The 13,736-nt window shown below is 37.1% G+C and carries 12 protein-coding genes; 8 read left to right on the top strand and 4 right to left on the bottom strand.

Annotation, left to right across the window (positions count from 1 at the left end):
* Window positions 1-54: 54 nt before the first annotated feature.
* From ABYK18_RS04145 to ABYK18_RS04130, 4 genes are read left to right on the top strand one after another with little or no spacing between them, the layout of a single operon-like run.
* The gene (locus ABYK18_RS04145; protein ID WP_373035382.1) at window positions 55-2,442 is read left to right on the top strand and encodes an RND family transporter; all 2,388 of its coding nucleotides are present in this window, start codon (window positions 55-57) and stop codon (window positions 2,440-2,442) included.
* Window positions 2,439-3,221 carry an outer membrane lipoprotein-sorting protein gene (locus ABYK18_RS04140; protein WP_373035381.1) on the top strand — a complete coding sequence of 261 codons (783 nt, stop codon included), beginning with the start codon at window positions 2,439-2,441 and terminating at the stop codon, window positions 3,219-3,221. Before ABYK18_RS04145 ends, ABYK18_RS04140 begins: the two co-directional genes overlap by 4 nt.
* Window positions 3,222-3,224: 3 nt before the next feature.
* Window positions 3,225-4,667, top strand: a complete 1,443-nt coding sequence (locus ABYK18_RS04135) for a DUF1302 family protein (RefSeq protein WP_373035380.1) — start codon at window positions 3,225-3,227, stop codon at window positions 4,665-4,667.
* Between the two features lie 52 nt (window positions 4,668-4,719).
* Window positions 4,720-5,313 carry a hypothetical protein gene (locus ABYK18_RS04130; RefSeq protein ID WP_373035379.1) on the top strand — a complete coding sequence of 198 codons (594 nt, stop codon included), beginning with the start codon at window positions 4,720-4,722 and terminating at the stop codon, window positions 5,311-5,313.
* Window positions 5,314-5,318: 5 nt separating this feature from the next.
* Here ABYK18_RS04130 and ABYK18_RS04125 read toward each other — a convergent pair whose 3' ends face one another.
* Together ABYK18_RS04125 and ABYK18_RS04120 are read right to left on the bottom strand one after the other, a co-directional pair.
* Window positions 5,319-6,386 carry a sensor histidine kinase gene (locus ABYK18_RS04125; RefSeq protein ID WP_373035378.1) on the bottom strand — a complete coding sequence of 356 codons (1,068 nt, stop codon included), beginning with the start codon at window positions 6,384-6,386 and terminating at the stop codon, window positions 5,319-5,321.
* Window positions 6,373-7,026, bottom strand: a complete 654-nt coding sequence (locus ABYK18_RS04120) for a response regulator transcription factor (protein ID WP_373035377.1) — start codon at window positions 7,024-7,026, stop codon at window positions 6,373-6,375. The genes ABYK18_RS04125 and ABYK18_RS04120 overlap by 14 nt, the downstream gene beginning before the upstream one ends.
* A 136-nt stretch (window positions 7,027-7,162) precedes the next feature.
* On the opposite strand from ABYK18_RS04120, the gene ABYK18_RS04115 reads away from it, so the two are divergent.
* Window positions 7,163-7,924 carry a hypothetical protein gene (locus tag ABYK18_RS04115; protein ID WP_373035376.1) on the top strand — a complete coding sequence of 254 codons (762 nt, stop codon included), beginning with the start codon at window positions 7,163-7,165 and terminating at the stop codon, window positions 7,922-7,924.
* Window positions 7,925-7,956: 32 nt separating this feature from the next.
* Here ABYK18_RS04115 and ABYK18_RS04110 read toward each other — a convergent pair whose 3' ends face one another.
* Entirely contained in the window at window positions 7,957-8,529 is a 573-nt protein-coding gene (locus tag ABYK18_RS04110) for an adenylate kinase (protein WP_373035375.1), read from the bottom strand.
* 8 nt (window positions 8,530-8,537) lie between these two features.
* Window positions 8,538-10,295, bottom strand: a complete 1,758-nt coding sequence (aspS, locus tag ABYK18_RS04105; protein WP_373035374.1) for an aspartate--tRNA ligase — start codon at window positions 10,293-10,295, stop codon at window positions 8,538-8,540.
* 165 nt (window positions 10,296-10,460) lie between these two features.
* On the opposite strand from aspS, the gene ABYK18_RS04100 reads away from it, so the two are divergent.
* Genes ABYK18_RS04100 through ABYK18_RS04090 form a run of 3 tightly spaced genes read left to right on the top strand, consistent with a single transcriptional unit; the run spans window position 10,461 to window position 13,626 of the window.
* Window positions 10,461-11,315 (top strand): NAD(+)/NADH kinase, encoded by an 855-nt coding sequence (locus tag ABYK18_RS04100; RefSeq protein ID WP_373035372.1) that lies wholly within the window; start codon window positions 10,461-10,463, stop codon window positions 11,313-11,315.
* A 2-nt stretch (window positions 11,316-11,317) separates the two neighbouring features.
* The gene (locus ABYK18_RS04095) at window positions 11,318-12,853 is read left to right on the top strand and encodes an ATPase (protein WP_373035371.1); all 1,536 of its coding nucleotides are present in this window, start codon (window positions 11,318-11,320) and stop codon (window positions 12,851-12,853) included.
* The gene (locus tag ABYK18_RS04090) at window positions 12,850-13,626 is read left to right on the top strand and encodes a TatD family hydrolase (protein WP_373035370.1); all 777 of its coding nucleotides are present in this window, start codon (window positions 12,850-12,852) and stop codon (window positions 13,624-13,626) included. The genes ABYK18_RS04095 and ABYK18_RS04090 overlap by 4 nt, the downstream gene beginning before the upstream one ends.
* Window positions 13,627-13,736 lie beyond the last annotated feature (110 nt).

Here is a 13,736-nt window from a genome sequence, read left to right as displayed (position 1 = left end):
ACATTCCCCTAACATTGATATAATACTATTTTGTATTATTAAATAGGGGAAGATATGAACTGGCGCACTAAAACTGAGACTTCTTTAGAAGCAATGGGTGAAGTAATCACCCAAAATCCAAAAAAAATAATCTTTTTAATTTTGATATTCAGCATGCTTATAATATCAAACTTACCAAAAATCACAATAGACACTTCCACTGAAGGTTTTTTGCATCACGAAGATCCTGCTTTAGTCAGATATGAAGCATTTAAAGATCAGTTTGGACAAGATGAAAAGATTATGGTTGTTGTCAAGACAGACAACATCTTTAATTTTAAATTTTTAAAAAAGTTCAAAGCTCTTCATAAAGAGTTGGAAAACAACATACCGCATCTAAACGACATAACATCACTCATCAATGCCAGAAATACAAGAGGTGATGGCGACAGACTTATAGTCGAAGATCTGTTTGAGAACTGGCCGCAAAATGAAAAAGAGCTAGAAGCGGTAAAACAGCTGGCAATAAACGGTGAGATGTATAAGAACCTTCTTTTAAACAACGATGCGACTCTGGCTACCATTATCCTGGAACCAAGTGCATATGAAGGTTCATCTTCAGCAGACGCACTCTCGGGTTTTACGGATGATGCAAACCCAAAAGAAAAGCTAGAATTTTTAACAGATAAATCTAAAAGCGAGATGGTTAGAGCAGCTGATGAAATTGCAAAAAAATTCAGCGGAGATGATTTTGAAGTTTTTATTGCAGGTTCTTTAGCGGTTAACGATTACAACAAAAAAGCTATTCAAAAAGATATCCAAAAGTTTATAAAACTTGTCCTTTTAATGATGGCAATATTCTTATTCATCGTTTTTCGCCGTATAAGCGGTGTTCTTTTACCTATGTTTATCGTGCTTATCTCACTTTTGATAACTATCGGGGTCATGGCTTTAACGGGTACGCCTCTCACCCTTCCGACTCAGATACTTCCATCTTTTCTTTTAGCCGTAGGTATTGGTGCTACGGTTCACCTGATGGCAATATTCTTTAAACACTTTAACAAAGGAAGCTCAAAAGAAGAAGCCGTCATATACGCTTTGGGACATTCAGGTTTACCTATAATCATGACTTCATTGACAACGGCAGCCGGTCTTTTATCTTTTAGTACCGCAGAAATCTCACCTATAGCAGATTTAGGATTGTTCGCTGCTCTTGGTGTTATGGTTGCTCTTGTAAATACTATAGTACTTTTACCTGCGATGCTAACAGCTTTACCGATAAAGCAGGCAAAAGAAAAGCATATGGATAGATCTCAGAAGATGGATAACCTTTTAATATCAATCGCTGACTTTAGTCTGAATCATGCGAAGAAGATAGTTCTTGGCGGAGCTGTTGTATTTGTAGTGTTTTTGTATTTTGCTTCGCAGCTTGAGTTTAAGCACGATACACTGAGTTGGCAGCCTGATGATTCTCCCATAAAAATATCTACCAATATTGTAGATAAAGAACTTAAGGGTTCTGTGACAATGGAAGTTATTATAGATACAAAAAAAGAGAATGGGCTTTACAACTCACAACTTCTAAAGAAAATGGACAATGTAAGAAAAAGAGCCGAAGCAATAAATAATGACAAATATTTCGTCGGTAAAGGGTGGGGCGTTGCTGAAGTCTTGAAAGAGATTCACAGAGCTCTTCATGCAAATAACCAAAAATACTATGCCATTACAGACAACGATGCTCTTATTCCGCAAGAATTCCTGCTTTTTGAAAACAGCGGAAGTGATGATTTGGAAGATGTGGTAGATGCAAGTTTCTCAAAAGCAAGACTTACTTTTAAACTTCCTTGGATGGAAGCAGGAAAGTATGAAGCACTATCTCAAGAGTTGACGTCTCTTATGAAAGAAGAACTTGGAGATGAAGTAGATATAACGATTACGGGAATGGTTCCTCTTTTTCAAAGAACGCTCGTAGCAGCTATGGATACTATGGGGACAAGTTATGCCTCAGCTTTCTTTCTTATAACGATCATGATGATTTTACTTCTTGGAAGCGTAAAAGTCGGACTTGTAAGCATGATTCCAAATGTTCTTCCTGTAGTGATGTCTTTAGGTTTTATGAAGATGTCGGGAATGCCGTTAGATATGTTTACGATGCTTATAGGTGCTATTATCATTGGTCTATCTGTTGATGATACAGTGCACTTTTTTCACAATTACGAGAAGTACAAAAAACAAGGGATGAGTGCCAATAGAGCTGTTGAAGAGACTATGCTGGGAACCGGTCGTGCAATGGTAGCAACAACTATTGTATTGTCTCTCGGTTTCTTCATATATACATTTGCTTCACTAAACAATCTCATAAATTTTGGTATATTGACAGGTGGAGCTATTATAATAGCTCTTATATCTGACATTATATTGGCTCCGGCACTATTAAAACTACTATCAAAGGATAAAAAATGATTTTAAAAACACTGCTTATAGCTAGTTTAACACTAAGTTCGCTTTTTGCTATTACAGGGCAAGAGATAGCTCAAAAGGTACATGACAGAGATGACGGTGATAACTCTACCGCAAACATGAAGATGATTCTTATAGACAAAAACGGTAATGAAAGAGTACGTGATTTGCATACCTATACAAAAGACAAGGGTGAAGATGAACTAAAGCTGATGTTTTTTCTAGCTCCTGCAGATGTCAGAAATACTGCTTTTTTGACTTACGACTACGAAGACTCAAACAAAGATGACGACCAATGGCTCTATTTGCCGGAACTCAAAAAAGTAAAGAGAATAGCATCCAGTGATAAGAGTTCATCTTTTATGGGAAGTGATTTTACTTACTCAGATATGACATCAAGAAATGTAGAAGATTATACATATGAGATAATGAAAGAGCCAGTTGTAGGCGGACACAAGACTTGGCAGATGATGGTTATTCCAAAAAAGGACAAAACCATAGAAGAGACAGGATACACTAAATCCATAGTATTTGTCCGTCAAGATAACTTTGTCATCATTCAAGCTCTGCACTACATAAAGGCAGGCAATAAACTAAAATATATGCAAATCTTGGATTTAGAGAAGATAGATAATGTCTGGACGACTAAAAAGATTCAGATGACTACAAAAAAAGGCAGAAAGACTCTGCATAAGACTATCTTTGAATTTTCAGATATTAAATATAACCAAGACCTAAAAGAGTCGTTTTTTACTACACGTACATTGGAAAGAGGTTTATAGCAGATGCAGACCAAAGTTCTTTTATCTTCTTTAGTTGCTGTTAGTCTGGCATCTACAACTATCTACGCTAAAGATAGTATAGAAGATGATTTAAGCGGGTTTGAGAGTGAAGTTGTCACTACTCAACCTAGTTCATTAGATGCAGACTTGGCAGGTTTTGGCGATGAAGAACCGCAAAAAACAGAGTCTAAAGATGCTAGACCTAAAATCGAGGAAGAAAAAAAAGTAACCATCAGTGGAGATTTGGCTTTTAAAACGTCAGCAGGGTATCTAGGACACAAAGTTGATGGCATAGAGTACTCTGGAGTCAATCAGGCTCAAACATCGCTTTTTTTAGAGCTGAATGCAAAACTCTCTGATAACTGGAAACTAAAGATAAGCGGAGATGCTTTTTACGATGCCATTTACGATATACACAGCACAAACAACTACAGTGATGATATCTTAGATGCATACAAGACTCAAGCTAGACTTGATGACACATACGTTCAAGGAAAGATAACATCATCTCTGGATGCAAAGATAGGGCGTCAGATAGTCGTTTGGGGAAAGTCGGACAGTATCAGGGTTACAGATGTTATTAACCCGCTTGATAACCGTACTCCCGCAATGACTGATATAGAAGACCTTAGACTTAGTGTCGGTATGGCAAAGTTTGATTATTATGTCGGTGCCTGGAATTTATCGGCTATGATAATCCCTGAGAACCGCATCATGATAGAAGCTCCCGCAAGAAGTGAGTTTTTTCCGGTAGATGAAGTCTTCCCTTCAGCTCCGAATCCTTTTTTAGATTTGGTAGCTCCTGCGACTTCAATTGAGAATACGCAGTATGCTTTTGGAGCAAACGGTATTTTTTCAGGCTGGGATCTCTCTTTTTACGCTGCTGACGTACTTGACCAGAAATGGCATATAAATCCGGCTACTATGAAAAGAGAAGTCTCTAAGGTACAGATGCTTGGATCTGCCATAAACATCGCTACGGGGAGTTGGCTTTTAAAGAGTGAGATTGCTCTGCTAAACAGTGTTAAGTACAACTCGACTACAGATGAAAAGAGCCGCTTAGATGTGCTTGTCGGTTTTGATTATATGGGCATCAAAGACACTACGTTATCTGTTGAAGTGGCAAACAGACATATATTTGATTATGAAACTCAGATGTCAAAAGTCGTAGCAAGACCTGATTATGTAGATGAAGATGAGGTTCAGACAGCTGTTCGTGCTACGAGAAGTTTTTACAATGACACGTTGATTGTCACGGCACTTTTAAGCATCTCTGGTTCAAAATGGCAAAATGGCGGTTTTGCAAGGGTCTGGATGGAGTACGATGTAGTAGATGCGGTTGGTCTAAACATTGGGATAGTTGATTATATAGACGGAGACAAGCCTTTTGCCGGGGCAATAAGAGACAACGACAGGATATTTGCAGATATAACTTTTAGTTTTTAATCTGTTTGTGTAGTTTTTATCTGTATCATACTCCAACAATGGAGCTAAACAGATGTTTGATAATAAAATTGATGAGATAACAGCAAAAATAATAGTCTTGGAAGATGAACTGCTTAGCGAGTTCAATCGAAAACAAAAAGATCTTCTCTTAAAGCTCGAAGATGAGAAAAAAGAGTTTGAAAAAACTGTCCTTAAAGAGGGCAGGTCTAAGATAATCAGTTCTATAAAATATATATCGTCCCTTCCAATAGGTGCGACACTTACTATCCCTTTTATCTGGGCTATGATAATACCGATTGTAATAATAGATGTGATGGTGAGCATATTTCAAGCAGTCTGTTTTCCAATATATAAAATCCCAAGAGTAAAAAGAAAAGATCATGTAATCATAGACAGATATAACCTATTTTATTTGGGTAGAGTGGAGAAAGTAAACTGCTTGTATTGTGAGTATTTTAATGGTGTCACCTCTTATGTGCGGGAGATTGCTGCAAGGACTGAGCAGTTTTGGTGTCCTATAAAACACTCAAAATCACTTAAAGAGAACCACTCAAGATATAACAACTTTTTTGATTATGGAGACTATCTAAAATATGAAGAAGAATTAAATCAAATAAGAAAAGATTTTAAAGATATAAAAGAATAGTTTCATTAGCCTTTAAACTTCAGGCTTACAGTAGTACCGACCTCCGTTTGTGAAGTTGCAGATATCTCTATATCCATAGCTTCACAGAGCCTTTTTGTGATATCCAGACCTATTCCCGTTCCGCTTTTTTGTTCCGTGTAAGAGCGGTTAAATATCTCACTTGGGTTTTTAATCCCGATGCCGTTATCTTCGACATATAAAACTCTGTTGATGGAGTAGATTTTAATAAACCCGTTCTCTTTGTTGTACTTACTTGCATTTGAGATTAGATTTGTAAGAACCTGAGTAAAAGCGTTTTTGTTTACAGATGCATAGAACTCTTTTAGCTCTATCTCATACTCTAGATGCGAATATATTTTTTGATGAGTCAGTACTACATCTTCAATGATTTTGACGATGTTTTGCTCGCTGACGAGCATCGTGTCTTCTTGAAGCAGGGTGGTGAGGTTGTTGTGAAGCTCCGAGATGTTTTCAACATTCTTTTTGATTCTGCTGAGCGGTTTGTTTTCATCAAAATCGCTGTTTTTCTCAAGAAGTTTCATGTTTAAAAGAATGGAAGTCAGAGGTGTGTTTAAGTCATGAATGAGGTCTTTTGAGAAGTTGTCAAGCTTTATGATGGCCTCTTGCATCGGTCTAAGTGCGCGAAGAGCAAGAAAGTAACTAAGTGTTGCAAAGAGCAAAAGTAAAAGTACTTGAGCAGATATAATCTTTAGTTTAACAGAAAAAAGATTTTTGTAAAACTCACTTTTGTCTTTTTTGACAAGTATATAACCACCTTCCCATTTATATGGCATATACTTTTCAAAATAATTCTCTTTGATGGTAAAGTTGTTCATATTGAAGTCTGGTATTTTTATGTCAAGTATCTCATAAGTAATGGAACTGGTTTTTGGCATCGGCAGTTTCATCTTAAACTGTCTGATATGGTCTATCATAGAAAAATGCTCTTTTTTTATGAACATCTGCTTCTGTTCTTCAAAGTAAAAGAACCCGGATGCCAAGATAAGTATGGCTACACTGCCAAAGTAGGTGGCAAAGAACTTTATAAACGCTTTTTTCTCATGCTTTAACAAGTCTGTATCCTGTCCCTTTGATTGTCTCTATCTCTAAGCCTGCTTTTCTGAGCTTTGTTATGTAGACTCTCAACGCACCTTCGCTAGACTCGTTTATGCTGTCTAGCTCGTGAAGAAGCTCTTGCTTTGTTATAGTCTCATTTATGCGTTTAAAAAACAAAGAGAGCAGTTTTTTCTCTTGTGGAGCAAGTTGGACAAGCTTACCTGCATTTAGGAGTTCATTTGTCGAGATTTTATAGAGTAAAGAGTTGTATTTTATCTCATTATTTTGAGCGTTAAACGACTTTCTAAGAAGTGCTTGGATTCTAATGAGAAGTTCATCAAAATCAAATGGTTTTTTGATGTAGTCGTCCGCACCGACTTCAAAACCGCGTGAGAGAGATGCTATGTCGTTTAAAGAAGTTAAAAAAATAGAAGGCGTTTTGTTTCCTGCATTTCTTAGCATCTGCAGCAGTTCAAAGCCGTTTTGATCGGGTATGTTTACATCCAGAAGCATAAGCTCAAACTCGTTTGAGTAAGTAGCTTCTACGGCTTCATCGGCACTTTGAACAAGGGTTATGCTGTATCCCTCATCTTCGAGCAACTCGACAAGTGTTTCGGAAAGTATTTGGTCATCCTCGACCAAGAGTATTCTCGCCACTGTAAACCTTTTTAAAATATTTTAGATTATAGCAGGCATCTACAAATGTTGGCTTAATAGTGTATATTTCTATAATAAGGTTTTTATGTATATAATGTGTTTGAATAAAGAGTTACATACATTTATGGAGATAAATATGATAAGTCAATCAAAAAAACATTTTGTTGACAATAATTTAAATAATTATTTTGGTGACACGCGAATATTAGAACTTTTAAAATATGACAAAAAAGGTCAATTTAAGTGTGTCTATTGCTATGAAAAAGCTGATAGCAGAGAGCACCTGCCTTCTAAAGTATTTTTGGATGAACCATATCCAACCAACTTGGCAATACTTCCTTCTTGTACTATCTGTAATAATTCATATTCAGAAGATGAACAATATTTAGCTTGTTTAATTGATTACGTTCAATATAAATTACATAATTTAGAAACTTTAAAAAGAAGTAAAATACAAAGAGCATTTAACGCAAGACCCAATATTAAAAATGAATTTGAGAACTCAACAAAGTATGCTAATAATGGCAATATAGACTACATTCAATATGATGATGATAGAATCAAAAATATTTTATTAAAATTAAGTATAGGTCATGCTACTTATTCTTTAAGCAGCATTCATTTAGATGAACCAAGTGTTATAAATTATAAATTTGCTACGGAATTAACACAAGAAGAATCAACTAGTTTTAATTTAGAACCAATTTGTGATGTTATACCTGAATTAGGCTCAAGAGAGGGAACTTATATTTCTGTCTTAGATGATGGTACACCTATTACAACGTGGAAAATAATTCAAGATGGACAATATCGATTTTTAGCATATCAAAATAAAAGTAGCATTAATATAAGAATAGTTATTGGTGAATATTTTTATTCGGAAGTGATATGGAACTAGGAAGAATATCCAGAAAAACTCTGGATAACTAGTTATATTTTAGATTCTATAAAAGTTCCCATCTCAGCAACTATCTCTTCGATAGTCCCTTCGCCAGAAATCACTTTTAAAATACCTTTAGCATTATAAAAAGCTTGTATGTCTGCCAGAGGCTCTGTGTAGACTTTCATACGGTTGTCAAACACTTCTGTGTTGTCATCTGCACCGCGGGCACGACCTAGAACTCTGTCTCTTGCAGTCTCTTCGCTGACTTCAACTTCTATGACACTGCAAAGCTCTAAAGACGAGTCATCACCGTTTAGGTACTCGTCTAAAGCATTTAACTGTTCCATGCTTCTAGGATAACCGTCTATGATGATAATATCAGTAGGTGCATTTTTTATAGCGTTTACGATAGTCTCTATTGCTATTTTGATAGGAACGATAAGACCCTTGGAAATGTAGTTGTTTATCTCAAGTCCGAGTTCACTGCCGCTTGCAACTTCTGTTCTAAGCATATCGCCGGTAGAGTAGTGTGTTATTTCGTCGTTTTGCTCTGCAATAAGTTCAGCATCTGTAGTCTTACCGGAGCCTGGAGCTCCGATAATAAGAAATAGTTTTTTCATGATTGAGATTATGCTTTTATTTGTTCGCGTAGACGAATGTGAAGGTCACGCAGTTGAGTGTTGTCAACTTCACTAGGTGCTTTTGTCATGATACAAGAAGCTTTTTGTGTTTTAGGGAACGCGATAACGTCACGGATGCTTGATTTTTTAGAGATAAGCATCATCATTCTGTCAAAGCCCATCGCAAAACCACCGTGTGGAGGAGCACCGAACTTAAGTGCATCTAGTAAGAAGCCGAATTTTTCTTGTGCTTCTTCTTCATCGATTCCAAGAAGTTTAAATACTTCATTTTGTACTTCTTCTTTATGGATACGGATAGAACCGCCGCCAAGCTCAGTACCGTTTAAAACGATGTCGTAAGCGATAGACTCAATGTCTTCTACATCGTCTTTGTCTGTATCTTTAGGCTGTGTAAACGGATGGTGAAGTGCTTTTACTCTTCCGTCTTCTACTTCAAACATCGGGAAGTCAACTACCCATACAAATTCGAAAGCATCCGGGTCTATAAGATTCATTTTCTCATGCTCAGCAATGAAGTTTCTAAATCTACCCATATAATCCCATACAGTCTTTTTATCACCTGCACCGAAGAATACAACGTCACCGACTTCCATGCCTAGTCTCTCAACCAGAAGTGCAATATCTTCTTCTGTAAAGAATTTAATAAGCGGACCTTTTAGACCGTCTTCTTTCATCTGGAAGTAACCAAGACCGTGTGCACCAAACTGTCTTACAAAGTCTTCGAAGCCTTTCATCTCACGCTTAGAAAATACTAAGTCAGCACCAGGAACTTTAAGCGCTTTGATGCGGTTAACATGCGGTTTCTTAGCGATGTTTGTGAAGATCTCATTGTCGCATCTCTCAAAGATATCGATAACGTCAACCATTTTAAGATCATATCTTAAGTCTGGTTTGTCAGAACCGTATAACTCCATTGCATCGTTATGAGTGATGCGGTTAAACGGTGCTTGTATGTTTATATCACAAGCTTTAAACATAGCAGTTAGAAGGTCTTCTGCCACTTTGATTACATCTTCTTGGTCACAAAAACTCATCTCAACGTCTATCTGAGTAAACTCAGGTTGTCTGTCAGCTCTTAAGTCTTCATCACGGAAACATTTAGCTATCTGGAAGTAACGGTCAAATCCGCCTACCATTAGAAGTTGTTTGAAAAGTTGCGGTGATTGAGGAAGTGCATAGAACTCGCCGTTGTGAACGCGAGACGGAACTAGATAGTCTCTAGCGCCTTCAGGAGTTGATTTTGTAAGTATAGGAGTCTCTACTTCTAAGAAACCGTTTTCATCAAGAATATTTCTTGCTGCGATTGCCGCCTTTGAACGAAGACGAAATGTTTCGTACATCTCAGGATCACGAAGCTCTAAGTAACGGTACTTAAGTCTTGTCTCTTCACCGACGTTTTTATCACCGATAACAAAAGGAACAGGAGCGCTTTTGTTTTCAATAGTCAATTCGCTTACTATTACTTCAATAGCACCTGTCTTAAGACGCGGGTTAGTAAGACCTTCACCACGACGACGGACTTTACCTTTTGCTATTAAAACGTACTCATCACGAACACCGTTAGCTACTTTATGAGCTTGTGCGCTGTCTTCTGGGTCACAAGTTAATTGAATAAGACCTGTTTTATCTCTTAAATCGATGAAAATAATTCCACCATGATCACGGTAGTTGTTTGCCCAACCAGTTAGAACAACGTCTTCGCCTACATTTGCTTCGCTTAAATCTGTACAATAATGACTTCTCATAAAAATAGAGTCCTACTAAATAATTTTTTGCGATTATATCTAAACTTGGCTTATAGAAGTATGAGATTGAAGTGTTATAAAAATTTAGCATGACATTTTGCAATATTTTTAGTTTTTTAACTACAAAAGTGTATAATCTAAAAAAATATTTATAAAAGAGTAAGTTTGCAAGCAAGTAATATAAAAAAGATAGGTGTTCTTTTAAGACCATCGACTCCAGAACTTAAAAACAACTACTACACACTTGAGAAGGTTTTTAAGAAGTATGGCATTGATGTTTACGTAGATAGTATCAGTGGCGCTATGATAGATATCATGGGTATGGATTTTGATGCTTTATGCGAGCATGTAGATGCTCTTGTGACACTTGGCGGAGACGGTACTCTTATATCTGCCGTTAGAAGGTCTTTTGAATATAATATCCCTGTATTGGGTGTTTATGCGGGAAGTTTGGGTTTCTTGGCCGATGTAAATCTTGACGAGATAGATGAGTTTGTAAGAAACATGGTTAAAGGCAAGGTCAGGGTAGATGAACGTTCTGTCTTGGAAGTAAGAATCGTAAGTGAGTCTGGCGAGAGAAAGATGTATGCCTTTAATGACATGGTTTTAACTCGTCCTTCCGTATCAAATATGATACATATCGAAACACTTGTAGACAGCAAGGCTTTTAATACTTACTATGGTGACGGTGTAATCGTTTCAACTCCTACCGGATCGACTGCTTATAATGTCTCTGCAGGGGGTCCTGTTTTGTTTCCTCTCTCAAAAGTTTTTGCTCTGACTCCTATTTGCCCTCACTCTTTAACACAAAGACCGGTCGTGTTGCCGGGTGAATTCTCGATTGAGATGAAGACACAAGAGCCTAGGGCTTTGGTAATCATAGACGGTCAAGATATGCATGAACTAGAACAAGGTCAAAGCGTTCACATAAAGTTGGCAACAAAAACAGCAAAGCTTATTCACAGAGAAGAGTTTAACTATTTCGACGTACTTAAAGAAAAACTTCGTTGGGGAGAATAAGCATGATTGAGAGGTTTTACTTAAAAGACTATCTTAGTTTTAAAGAGATTGAACTAAACCCGACTGCCGGACTCGTTGTCTTTACGGGTCCAAGCGGCAGCGGAAAGTCTATTCTTATGAAGTCCATACTCTCGTCTTTGGGTGTGGATGCCTGTGAGGCTGCTTTGTGTGAGTCCAGTGTTACTTGGGAGCTGGATGCTGCTGAGACCGGCATAGAAAACGATGATATTAATATATTCAAACACATAAAAAAAGAGAAGTCCAGATACTTTATAAACAATCAAAGTGTTTCTAAAAAAGCCATATCAGGGCTCTCTTCAAACTATTTAAGACACTTGAGTCTAAAAGATTTCAGTGATTTTGAAAATGAAAACCTTGTCTCAATCATTGACACAAGGATACAGAATAAATCAACAGATATTCAGAGAATCAAAGAGAGTTATAAAAAATCTTTTTTAGAACATAGAGACGTAAAGATTGAACTCGATAAAATCGAAGAAGAAGAGCGCAAAATAGTAGAACTTAAAGAGTTTGCCGCTTTTGAGATAGGCAAGATTCAAGATATAGACCCTAAAATATCTGAAGATGAAGAGTTGATTGAAATAAAAAAAGAGCTCTCAAGAAAAGAAAAAGTCATGGAGACTATATCCTCTGCAAATGCTATTTTTGAGAGTGAACATCTTGTCAGCAGTGCACTGGACTCTCTAGATGCAGACAGTTCATTCTTTGATGACGCTATGAATGAACTGAGAGCTTTGTTTGAGAGTGCCGAGGCAAGATTTAACGAACTTGAAGAGATTGACATAGAAGAAGTTTTAAACCGCATAGAAGAGCTTGGCTCTCTTAAAAGAAGATATGGAAGCATAGAAGAAGCTTTGGCGTATAAAGAGCAAAAGATTCTTGAGCTTGCAAAGTATGAGAATATAGAAATAACAAAAGATGAGTTAGTTAAAAAAGAAGCTAAGCTCAGCAAAGAAGTCCAAGAATCTGCAGAGTTGTTAAGTGAGCTTAGAGCAGGGGAACTGGCTTCTTTTTCAAAAGACTTAAACTCATATTTAAAAGAGTTGTATCTAAGAGATGCGCAAGTATCTATGCAAGAAACAGAACTTAGCACTTACGGAAAAGATGAGATATTGATTAATTTGAACAATACCGAGTTGCAAAAAGTAAGTACGGGGGAATTTAACAGACTTCGTCTTGCTCTTTTAGCAGTTAAGTCGGAGTATATGAGCCAAAACGGCGGCATCTTGATGCTTGATGAGATAGATGCCAACCTTAGCGGTGAAGAGTCTATGAGCGTTGCAAAAGTACTCAGACAACTATCTAAACACTTTCAGATCTTTGTCATTTCTCACCAGCCGCAGCTGACTTCCATGGGTGAACAACACTTTTTGGTACATAAAAATGAAGATGAGTCTATGGTTAAAGAGCTTAGTTTTGAAGAGAGAATCGATGAAATAGCCAGAATCATAAGCGGGGACAGCGTCTCAAACGAAGCTAAAATCTTTGCAAAAGAGTTATTGGAGGCCAGCAGATGATAATCGACACGCATATCCATCTGGATGACAGCAGATACAACGATGATTTAGACAAAGTTTTAAACAGAGCAAGAGAGGGCGGAGTAAAGAGGTTTATAATACCCGGAGCACATCCTGATACACTGCCCAGAGCTTTGCAGATAGCTGAGGCCAATAGCGATGTTTACTTTGCGGTGGGTGTACATCCCTACGACATGGAATCCTTCGATGAACTTGACTTTGAGAAATATGCAAAGCATGAAAAATGTGTAGCAATTGGAGAATGCGGGCTTGATTACTACAGGTTAGAAGGCAGTGACGATGAAAAAGAGAAAGAAAAATCAAGACAAAAAGATATTTTTAAGGCTCAGATAGAACTTGCAAAGAAGTATAAAAAACCTTTAATCGTTCATATAAGAGATGCATCCAGAGACTCCAAAGAGATGTTGTTAAACTCAGATGCTAAAGAAGTAGGTGGAGTTTTACACTGCTATAATGCTGATGAAGAACTTTTGTCTTTGGCAAAAGAAGGCTTTTATTTTGGAATCGGAGGGGTTTTAACCTTTAAAAATGCAAGAAAACTGCTCAATGTTTTACCCAAGATTCCCACAGAGAAACTTCTTATAGAAACTGATGGCCCGTACTTGACTCCGATGCCTCATAGAGGGGAGAGAAACGAACCTTTTTACACTACGTTTATTGCACAGAAAATGTCTGATTTACTGGAGATTCCGCTTAAAGATGTCAAGGATATAACAACACAAAATGCCCAAAAGCTCTTTGATTTACAGTGATTTTAATGTTTTTTTAGGTAGAATCTAACCTTTAAATTTAAAATCAGAGTTATTGAATGATAAAATATTTTTTTCTACTCCTTTTACCAATCCTCGTTAGTGCTAACTTA

Origin of the sequence: Sulfurimonas sp. (genome assembly GCF_041563495.1) — a bacterium.
Lineage (GTDB): Bacteria > Campylobacterota > Campylobacteria > Campylobacterales > Sulfurimonadaceae > Sulfurimonas.
Note: the sequence above shows the minus strand (reverse complement) of the source record. Positions and strands in the feature narration are given on the sequence as shown.

Bases quoted from the DNA above. Each gene is read 5' to 3' on its own strand.
- ABYK18_RS04090 (WP_373035370.1), top strand. From the start codon at position 12,850: ATGATAATCGACACGCATATCCATCTGGATGACAGCAGATACAACGAT.
- ABYK18_RS04130 (WP_373035379.1), top strand. From the start codon at position 4,720: ATGTTTGATAATAAAATTGATGAGATAACAGCAAAAATAATAGTCTTG.
- ABYK18_RS04145 (WP_373035382.1), top strand. From the start codon at position 55: ATGAACTGGCGCACTAAAACTGAGACTTCTTTAGAAGCAATGGGTGAA.
- ABYK18_RS04110 (WP_373035375.1), bottom strand. From the start codon at position 8,529: ATGAAAAAACTATTTCTTATTATCGGAGCTCCAGGCTCCGGTAAGACT.
- aspS (WP_373035374.1), bottom strand. From the start codon at position 10,295: ATGAGAAGTCATTATTGTACAGATTTAAGCGAAGCAAATGTAGGCGAA.
- ABYK18_RS04140 (WP_373035381.1), top strand. From the start codon at position 2,439: ATGATTTTAAAAACACTGCTTATAGCTAGTTTAACACTAAGTTCGCTT.
- ABYK18_RS04135 (WP_373035380.1), top strand. From the start codon at position 3,225: ATGCAGACCAAAGTTCTTTTATCTTCTTTAGTTGCTGTTAGTCTGGCA.
- ABYK18_RS04115 (WP_373035376.1), top strand. From the start codon at position 7,163: ATGATAAGTCAATCAAAAAAACATTTTGTTGACAATAATTTAAATAAT.
- ABYK18_RS04095 (WP_373035371.1), top strand. From the start codon at position 11,318: ATGATTGAGAGGTTTTACTTAAAAGACTATCTTAGTTTTAAAGAGATT.